The following is a 9,475-nucleotide window of genomic DNA, read 5'->3' as shown; positions in this document are numbered from 1 at the left end:
GGTCAAATATTAATAGATGGAACTCCTCTTACAAGTGAAAATTTATTGTCATTGAGACGGGCAATTAGTTATGTGCCACAAGATCCTTTTTTATTTAATGCAAGCATAAGAGAAAATTTATTGATGATTGAGCCGAATGCGAGTGAAGAACAAATTTGGACTGCATTAGATTTTGCGGCGGCAGCTGAATTTGTACGAACGCTTCCAAAAGGGCTTGATACTCTCATAGGAGATCGTGGAGTGAGACTTTCAGGTGGTGAACGTCAACGACTTGTACTAGCTCGCGCTATTTTAAGGCAACCGTCCATTTTAGTATTAGATGAAGCTACAAGTGCGTTAGATACTGAAAATGAAGTAAAAATCCAATCAGCAATAGAAAGATTGAAAGGAACGATGACTATTATTGTTATTGCACATCGTTTATCTACGATACGCAATGCAGATCAAGTTATTGTCTTAGGAAAAGGTGAAATTGTTCAAAAAGGTGAATTTAATCAATTGGCCAAAGAGAGAAAAGGTGTGTTTCGAAATTTATTAGGGTCACAAATGGAAGTTGGTTCATAGAGGAGAAAGAGTGAATGAAGTTTTGTATTCATGCAGTTCGAATCGAATAAAAGCCCGAGTAATGGTCAGTTTTATAACAGGATCTTATTTGGGCTTTTATTCGTATGTTTTCTATATTTTGGGAATGAATATAATCCAGTACCTTGCAATAAACAGTACCTAGTGGTATATTATGGATATGACGGGTACCGTGTATTGAACAGTACTGAAATAAGAAAGGGGGATTGTCCTTGAACGTTCAATTTAAAAAAGGTGTGTTAGAACTGTGTGTATTGGCGCTTGTAAAACGTAAGGATTGTTACGGTTATGAACTTGTTCAGCAAATTTCAAATAAATTTTTAATATCGGAAGGTTCTGTATATCCGCTATTACGTCGTTTAACGAAAGAGGAATATTTTCAAACATATTTAAAAGAATCCACGGAAGGACCGCCCCGTAAATATTATCAACTAACAGAGCAAGGGGAGATGCAACTTACGTTATTAGTAACGGAGTGGCGTGATTTTGCTAAAGGTGTTCAAGAAATTATTGAAGGGGTGGAATGGGATGGGTAAAGAGCAGTTTCTTAAAGAATTATCAAGTCATCTTAGAAAGTTACCAGAAGAAGAGCGACAAGATATTTTATTTGATTATGAAGAGCACTTTCAGTTTGGGATGGAAGAGGGGAAAACTGAATCAGAAATAATAAAGGGACTTGGATCTCCAAAGGTGATTGCGAAAGACTTGCTTGCTTTGTATCGCTTTGATGAGATGAAAAAGGATCCATCGACTTCGAATATAACAAGAGCTGTCATGGCAGCGATTGGACTTAGTTTGTTTAATTTTATTATTGTGTTAGGCCCGTTAGTTGCAATTATCGGTTTTATATTTTCTTTTTGGGTCGGTGGGATTGCTAGTGTAGTGACACCATTTTTCGTTATTGTAAAAGTATTTATGGGCACTTTTATATGGTTGGATCTTTTCGTTAGTATAACGTTTGTTGGAGTAGGTTTGTTGTTATGTATTGTAGCTTATTATAGTACGAAGTGGTTTAAAAGATTATGCGTACGATATGTAATATGGAACTTCAAAATGATAAAAGGGGAGTAGATGATGAAAAAGATATTATTAGTAGCTATCGCTTGTATCATTATTGGAGTAATAGGGATTTCACAAACATATGAAAAAGCAGTACAAACTGCAGGAAAAGGAGATAAAGAGGACGTAATTAAAAACGAAACGCTAAAAAATGTAGAAGTTAAGTTAGATGCTGGAGATATTGTTGTCCAAAAATCTCCTGATTCCTCTTTTTATGTAAAGCAAACAGGAGACGTAAGTAAACAGGAGATTCGTATAGCTGAAGATGGTGACAGATTAAAAATTATAGGGGGAAGAGAAAAGGGTGTTTCGTTTGATTTTTCATTTTACAATTTCGGATTTCAAACGCCTACATTGACTATATTTGTACCTGAACGTTTTTACCAAGAGATAAAAGTAAAATCATCCGCTGGACAAATAGAAATAAGTGATGTGAAAAGTGATCGTGTAAGTGTTGAGACACTTGCGGGAGAAGTAGATTTGAAACATGTAACGGCTAAGAGTGTGGAGGGATCTACAAAAGCTGGTGAGGTGAATTTTAAAAAAGTAATAGGGAAAGTGACAGCGAAAACGGCTAGTGGAGATGTAGATATCATTGATCATGATTCTAAATATGATTTAGAGGCAAGTTCAACTGCTGGAGATATAGATATTACTTTATTGGAAAAACCGCAAGATGCAGTTATTAGTGGGCAAAGCGCTGCTGGAGATGTAACGATTTTTAATGAGGAAAATAAAAATATAACGATTGGTAATGGTAGTAAAAAGATTAGCGGAAAAACCACTGCTGGAGATGTTACTATTGAAACGCGTTAATAATTAATGAAATGCACTCTTTTGGATGAACGGAAATCTATCAAAATATAAAAAGAAGATAATGCCCTATATAAATAAGGGGATTATCTTCTTTTTATTATTTTTAATGTAAGTCACGATATACGCCAATTACTTTTCCGATAACTGACACTTGTTTTAAAATGATAGGTTCTAGTGAAGAGTTTTCCGGTTGTAGACGGAAATGGTCTTTTTCTTTATAGAAGCGTTTAACAGTTGCTTCGTTATCTTCTGTTAAAGCAACTACAATTTCACCGTTGTATGCAGACTGTTGTTGACGAACTACGACTAAATCACCATCAAAGATACCAGCCTCAATCATACTATCTCCAGAAATACGTAACATAAACACTTGATCTGATCCAGAAACGATACTAGCTGGAAGTGGGAAGTGCTCTTCTACACTTTCTACTGCTGTAATCGGTAAACCGGCAGTAACTTTTCCGACGATTGGAACTTGAATAACTGATTGTGTTTCTGTTTCTATTCGGTTGTCACCTAAAATTTCAATTGCTCGTGGTTTTGTTGGGTCGCGTCGAATATATCCTTTTTCTTCTAGTCGTGATAAATGTCCGTGCACTGTAGAACTAGAAGCGAGGCCGACTGCTTGGCCGATTTCACGTACGGAAGGTGGATATCCTTTTTCTTGTACTTTTAGCTTAATAAAGTCGAGAATGTCTTGCTGGCGCTTCGTTAACTTTTCCATGTTTTCTAACACCTCGTTTTCTTTCGTTTTTATTATTATTAAGTATAACATGCGAATAAACATTCTACAAACATAAGTTCGAACAAAAGGCGAATTTATGATACACTATAAGGAAATATATTGAGAAAGAAGGGTTCAAAATGAATGCAATTATTTATGCACGTGTGAGCACAACAAAAGAAGAACAGGAAACATCATTATTGCGTCAAAAAGATGAATTATTGCATTTAGCTGAGCGCTATCAAATGGATGTTACAAAGGTAATTGAGGAGCAGGCTAGCGGTTATACAATTGAACGTGATGGCATATTAGAAGTACTAGATACAATTCGAGATGAACAAGTTGATGTACTACTTATACAGGATGAAACGCGTCTTGGTAGAGGAAATGCAAAGATTGCATTAATGCATTGTTTACATAAAGAGGGAATAAAAGTATATACGCATACGCATAATGGAGAATTAGAACTCTCTGACTCTGATTCGATGGTGCTAGATATAATTGGGATCGTTGAAGAGTATCAAAGAAAGATCCACAATTTAAAAATTAAACGTGGTATGCAAAGGGCGGTAGAGAAAGGATTTCGTCCGGAGAATAATTTGAAAAATCGTCATTTAAGTATAGGACGTGAGAAAAAAGAAGTGCCAATTGAGGAAATTGTACGTTTACGCCGAAATGAATTAACTTTTGAAGAAATTGCAGCAACACTTCGTGGTTTTGGTCATGATGTTTCAAAAGCAACTGTACATCGAAGATATGTAGAATATACAAAGCAATTGCTTGATAAAGAAGACTAACTATTGTATGATAATAAACAGTTTTGAGTAGAAGGGGGATTCGAGATGCCAAGTCAAGAACTCATTGAACGCATTAACTTCTTAGCGAAAAAAGCAAAAGCTGAAGGCTTAACTGAAGAAGAACAACGTGAGCGCCAATCGCTACGTGAACAATATTTAAAAGGATTTCGTCAAAATATGTTAAACGAATTAAAAGGAATTAAAGTCGTTAACGAAGAAGGCACTGATGTTACACCGGCGAAATTAAAAGCTTTAAAAAAGCAAGATAATGCAAAATTAAATTAAAAGATGGGCGCAGCCCATCTTTTTTTATGTGTTAAAATCGTTATTTAATAACTTTCCAGTTGTCATTTTTCGTTGCTTCTATCCTTTTATGCTTCAATATATAGTTAGCGATAAGTTCAGACATATCTGTTGGTATGTCTTTTACTATTGGTTTATTTTGAAACATAAAGAAGTTCCCGCCACCGCTTGCACGATAATTATTCATAACAACGTCATATTCTTCATTCATATTAAGAGAAGCGCCTTTATACTGTAAAGACTCTATTCTCTCCCCAATAGGTTTTGAAATGTTTAATACATACGAAATCCCTTCCCACATATCGTAATTATAGTGCGCAGGTTTTGGTTCTATGAATGCAGGATTAACAATTATATCTCCATCTTTATTTAATGTGAAATAAGTAGCAGAGAGTTCGAGAGCATCTTTTATATCTGCTCCAGTCACTCGAATAACCTGTAATGTGTTTGGATAAATATAATTGGTAACGATATCCCGCATTGTGACATGTTGCGGGAAACCTGGAGATGTATTTTGGAACAAGCTTGTACAAGAAATAGAGACATTAGCTATTTCCATCTGTATTTTATTTATGAATTCAATAAAAGGATGGTCTTGCAAACGAGTTTGCATAGCATCTGAAATTCGCATGTCCCCATGAATGATTCCAATAGGTTGATCAAGCCATTTTTGTGTTTTCTCTTCATAATCGGCTACCAAGGAAAGAACATCTTTATCTGCCTCAATTCCTTGCACAGGCAATAATTGTGAATAACTCTCTTTCTTCACCCATTTTTGTTCCATTTTTTCAAATGTTACTGTTACTTTTCCAACTGAATGTCCATTGCATCCGGTCTGTAAAATTGTTACACCATTAATCACTGTGTGAGCGATTTCTCGGTGTTGGTGGCCTGTTAGTAAAATATCTATGCCTTCAATTTCATGGCATATTGCATATCCTTGGTTTTCACCTGTTAAAACTTCAGTCGGTTCCCCAGTTTGTAAATCACGTTCAAACCCTCCGTGATAGGCGACGACTAGTAAATCTGGTTTCTCATGTTCGCGGATGTAAGAAACCCAGTTTCTTGTAGTTTCGAATGCGTCTTCAAATAGTAAATCTTTTATGTGATGGGCTTGTTCCCAATTTGGGATGTAATGCGTTGTTACCCCTAAAATAGCAATTTTCATATTTGATTCGATATGTTTTATTATATATGGTTTCCCGAAATAAGGTTTTTTTATGTTTTTATCTAAAATGTTTGCTGATAGGTACGGGAAATTTGCAGTATCTACAGCATGATTTAATATATCCATTCCATAATTAAATTCATGATTGCCGATAATTGCAGTGTCATACTCTAAGTAGTTAGCTAATAAGGACATTGGATTTTCCTTATCTTTTTCGTATGTAGCGTAATGATAGGTAAATGGTGTTCCTTGTATAAAGTCACCGTTATCAATCAAAAGAACGTTTGCATTTTGAGAACGTTCTTTTTTTATGAGAGTAGAAATTTTAGCTAAACCAATTTCTGCTTTGGAGTTATCTTGGTAGTGAATTGGATACACAGTACCATGTACATCGCTTGTTAATAAAATATTTAAAGTTACAATTTGATTTTGATTCAACACCATTCACCTTTTCTATTATTATCTTTCAATTAATCATATCAAATATATGAACAGAATTTTAATGTGAATGTATAGAATGTGTAAAGATTCTGTAAATAAGCAATTGTTTGTAAAAATGTGTGATATATTTCTTCATGTTTATGGAAGGTTATTTTATAACAACGAAAAATGGAGGCATTAACATGTTGAAAAAAGTTTTTGCAATGAGCACAACAGTTGTACTAGCGGCGGGATTATTAAGTGGATGTGGAACGAAGGAATCAAGTGCAAGTAAAAATGAAGATGCGAAAAAAGGTTATGTACCGAAGACGCTAAATGTTCAATTTGTTCCTTCTCAAAATGCAGATACGTTAGAGGCGAAGGCAAAACCATTGGAAAAGCTATTAAGTGATAAATTAAACATTCCGGTAAAAGTTAGTATTTCAACGAATTACAATACAATTGTAGAAGCGATGGCATCTAAGCAAGTAGATGTAGGATTTTTACCTCCAACAGCGTATGTGTTAGCGCATGAGAAAAAGGCTGCAAACGTAATTTTACAGGCGCAACGTTTTGGGGTAGATGATGAAACTGGAGCTCCCACAAAGGATTTAGTAGATGTTTATAAATCAGAGTTTGTTGTTAAGAAAGATTCTAATATTAATAGTGTAAAAGATTTAAAAGGTAAAAAAATTGGCTATCAAGATGTAACATCATCAGCGGGCTATGCATGGCCTGCGGCTGTATTGTTAAAAGAGGGAATCGATCCGTTGAAAGATGTGAAACCTGTTACATTAAAAGGTCATGATCAGTCACTTATTGCTCTTTTAAATGGTGATGTAGATGCTGCTGTTGTATTCCAAGATGCTCGCAATATTGTAAAAAAAGATTATCCGAATATATTCGATCAAACGAAAATAGTAAAATTTACGGAGAAAATTCCAAACGATACGATTTCTGTACGCTCTGATTTAGATGCAGAGTGGAGCAAGAAATTACAAGATGCTTTCATTGAAATAGGAAAGAATGAGGAAGGGCACAAAATCATTAAAGAAGTATACTCACATGAAGGATATGTAAAATCTGATGATAGTAAATTTGATATCGTTCGTGAATATGGAAAGAAAGTGAAAACGCAATAATACATATGGAATGGAAATGGCGACTAACTGGAAAGTGTGTGATTTCAGTTAGTTTGCCGTTTTTCAGTTATTGATAATACATAGAAGGTAGGTAAGATGTGTGATAGAGTTTCGAAATGTTTCCAAAGTGTATCCGAATGGTACAAAAGGATTGAATAATATAAACTTGAAAATTCAAAAAGGTGAGTTTGTTGTAATGGTTGGGCTATCCGGGGCTGGAAAATCTACACTTCTCAGATCGGTAAATCGCCTTCATGAGATCACAGAAGGAGAAATCATTATTGAAGGGGAGTCTATTACTGCTGCAAAAGGAAAAGGATTACGACGCATGCGCCGAGATATTGGTATGATTTTTCAAAGCTTTAATCTTGTGAAGCGATCAACGGTACTGAAAAATGTATTAGCTGGGCGGGTTGGATATCATTCTACATTGCGTACAACGTTAGGTCTGTTTCCGAAAGAGGATGTGGAACTTGCATTCCAGGCGTTGAATAGAGTGAATATCTCCGAAAAAGCATATGCACGAGCTGATGAATTATCAGGGGGACAACAGCAACGTGTATCAATTGCTAGAGCATTGGCACAAGAAGCAAAAATCATATTGGCAGATGAGCCTGTTGCTTCGTTAGACCCACTGACAACAAAGCAAGTAATGGATGATTTGAAGAAAATTAATGAAGATTTTGGAATTACGACAATTGTAAACTTACATTCTATTGATTTAGCAAGGCAATATGCTACTCGTATTATTGGATTACATGCTGGTGAAATTGTATTTGATGGATTAGTAGAAGAGGCAACGGATGAAAAATTCGCTGAAATTTATGGGGACGTAGCTCAGAAAAGCGTATTATTAGAGGTGGCAGCAAAATGAATGAAGTGACGATATATTCGAAATCGATACCGAAGCCGCCGAGTAAATTGAAACATATGTTAACGGTTATTCTAGTTATTTTACTGTTGTGGGGTAGTAGTGTACAGGTCGACGCATCATTTTCAAAACTAGTAGTTGGTTTTCCAAATATGATGGATTTATTGAAGGAAATGGTGCCACCAGATTGGAGTTATTTTCAAATTATTACAACAGCAATGTTAGATACAATACGTATGGCGATTATTGGAACGACTTTAGGGGCGATTTTAGCCATTCTACTTGCACTATTTGCCGCAAGTAATGTATTTACTAGTGTATTTTTGTACAGTCCAGCTCGATTGATTTTAAATTTTATACGAACAATACCAGATTTATTATTAGCGGCTATTTTTGTAGCGATTTTTGGAATAGGACCACTTCCAGGTATTTTGGCTCTTACTTGTTTCTCGGTTGGACTCGTAGCGAAATTATTGTATGAGTCAATTGAATCAATTGATCCAGGTCCGTTAGAAGCGATGACAGCTGTAGGAGCGAATAAGGTGCAATGGATAGTTTATGGGGTCATTCCGCAAGTGAAAGCGCACTTCGTCTCCTATGTACTTTATACATTTGAGGTGAATGTACGTGCAGCAGCTGTTCTAGGTTTAGTAGGAGCAGGTGGTATTGGATTATATTATGATCGTACACTTGGATTTTTACAATATCAACAAACTGCCTCCATTATTATTTATACCCTTGTTGTTGTATTGCTAATTGATTATATAAGTACATTGTTGCGGGAGAAATTATAATGAGTAAAACGACGATAATCATACCAAAACCGAAGAAACTGAGTGTAAATCGCTGGATTATTTTTATAGCACTTACAGTTGTATATGTATGGGCCTTTTCGGGAGTCCCGTTAGAGGGAATAAAGAATACGGCGGTAGAAATTACAAAAGCAATTATGACAGGCGTATTAAACCCAGATTGGTCGTATGTATCTTTGCCAGATGGTGAAGATTTATTACATGGTTTAATTGATACGTTGGCAATTGCGATATTAGGTACATTTATTTCTGCTTTTTTATCTGTTCCATTTGCTTTTTGGGCGGCAACGAATATGAGTAGTGGAAAATTAACTTCAGGAACTGGGAAATTTGTACTTAGTTTTGTTCGTACATTTCCAGAATTAGTTATGGCTCTTTTATTTATAAAAGCTGTTGGTCCAGGCTCTTTTGCCGGAGTTCTAGCTTTAGGGTTACACTCTATCGGAATGTTAGGGAAACTATATTCGGAAGGAATTGAAAATATAGATAAGGGACCGACGGAAGCGTTAATAGCAACGGGTGCAAATCGGTTTCAAATACTTTGGTATGCGGTATTACCACAAGTGTTACCGGATTTTCTATCGTATACGTTATACAGGTTCGAAATTAATGTACGATCCGCTGCGATTTTAGGTGTTATTGGAGCAGGTGGTATTGGTACGCCATTAATTTTTGCACTTAGTTCACGTAATTGGTCTCGTGTGGGAATTATTTTATTAGGTATCATTTTAATGGTAATTATAATTGATTTTATTTCAAGTTCTATTCGTAAGCGAATTAT

Annotated in this window: 12 protein-coding genes; 10 read left to right on the top strand and 2 right to left on the bottom strand. The window is 35.5% G+C overall.

Going from position 1 to position 9,475, the window contains the following annotated elements; translation table 11 throughout:
* From KI356_RS22060 to KI356_RS22045, 4 genes are all read left to right on the top strand, one after another.
* Positions 1-564: ATP-binding cassette domain-containing protein (locus tag KI356_RS22060; protein ID WP_212936455.1), on the top strand; the 564-nt coding region annotated here is incomplete at its 5' end.
* A gap of 230 nt (positions 565-794) precedes the next feature.
* A complete protein-coding gene (locus KI356_RS22055) occupies positions 795-1,118 on the top strand; it encodes a PadR family transcriptional regulator (protein WP_212936454.1) in 324 nt (107 codons plus the stop codon).
* The gene (locus tag KI356_RS22050) at positions 1,111-1,653 is read left to right on the top strand and encodes a DUF1700 domain-containing protein (protein WP_212936453.1); all 543 of its coding nucleotides are present in this window, start codon (positions 1,111-1,113) and stop codon (positions 1,651-1,653) included. Before KI356_RS22055 ends, KI356_RS22050 begins: the two co-directional genes overlap by 8 nt.
* Positions 1,654-1,656: 3 nt before the next feature.
* Complete coding sequence (locus KI356_RS22045; protein ID WP_212936452.1) at positions 1,657-2,457, top strand: DUF4097 family beta strand repeat-containing protein; 801 nt, start codon at positions 1,657-1,659, stop codon at positions 2,455-2,457.
* Positions 2,458-2,560: 103 nt separating this feature from the next.
* Here KI356_RS22045 and lexA read toward each other — a convergent pair whose 3' ends face one another.
* Positions 2,561-3,181, bottom strand: coding sequence for a transcriptional repressor LexA (lexA, locus tag KI356_RS22040; RefSeq protein ID WP_002121525.1), 621 nt, complete (start codon positions 3,179-3,181; stop codon positions 2,561-2,563).
* 140 nt (positions 3,182-3,321) lie between these two features.
* On the opposite strand from lexA, the gene KI356_RS22035 reads away from it, so the two are divergent.
* On the top strand, positions 3,322-3,978 hold the full coding sequence (locus KI356_RS22035; protein ID WP_212936451.1) for a YneB family resolvase-like protein: 657 nt from the start codon (positions 3,322-3,324) through the stop codon (positions 3,976-3,978).
* Positions 3,979-4,023: 45 nt separating this feature from the next.
* On the top strand, positions 4,024-4,263 hold the full coding sequence (locus tag KI356_RS22030; protein WP_002014431.1) for a DUF896 domain-containing protein: 240 nt from the start codon (positions 4,024-4,026) through the stop codon (positions 4,261-4,263).
* 40 nt (positions 4,264-4,303) lie between these two features.
* Here KI356_RS22030 and KI356_RS22025 read toward each other — a convergent pair whose 3' ends face one another.
* Positions 4,304-5,887, bottom strand: coding sequence for a bifunctional metallophosphatase/5'-nucleotidase (locus KI356_RS22025; RefSeq protein WP_212936450.1), 1,584 nt, complete (start codon positions 5,885-5,887; stop codon positions 4,304-4,306).
* A gap of 185 nt (positions 5,888-6,072) precedes the next feature.
* Here KI356_RS22025 and KI356_RS22020 point away from each other — a divergent pair, with 185 nt between their 5' ends.
* From KI356_RS22020 to phnE (KI356_RS22005), 4 genes are all read left to right on the top strand, one after another.
* On the top strand, positions 6,073-7,011 hold the full coding sequence (locus KI356_RS22020) for a phosphate/phosphite/phosphonate ABC transporter substrate-binding protein (protein WP_212936449.1): 939 nt from the start codon (positions 6,073-6,075) through the stop codon (positions 7,009-7,011).
* Between the two features lie 100 nt (positions 7,012-7,111).
* Complete coding sequence (gene phnC, locus KI356_RS22015) at positions 7,112-7,885, top strand: phosphonate ABC transporter ATP-binding protein (protein WP_212936448.1); 774 nt, start codon at positions 7,112-7,114, stop codon at positions 7,883-7,885.
* A complete protein-coding gene (gene phnE, locus KI356_RS22010) occupies positions 7,882-8,676 on the top strand; it encodes a phosphonate ABC transporter, permease protein PhnE (RefSeq protein WP_212936447.1) in 795 nt (264 codons plus the stop codon). The genes phnC and phnE (KI356_RS22010) overlap by 4 nt, the downstream gene beginning before the upstream one ends.
* Positions 8,676-9,475: phosphonate ABC transporter, permease protein PhnE (gene phnE / locus KI356_RS22005; protein ID WP_212936446.1), on the top strand; the 800-nt coding region annotated here is incomplete at its 3' end. The genes phnE (KI356_RS22010) and phnE (KI356_RS22005), both read left to right, overlap by 1 nt.

The sequence above is a fragment of the Bacillus hominis genome, assembly GCF_018332515.1.
Lineage (GTDB): Bacteria > Bacillota > Bacilli > Bacillales > Bacillaceae_G > Bacillus_A > Bacillus_A hominis.
This window is presented reverse-complemented; position numbering and strand designations above follow the sequence as displayed.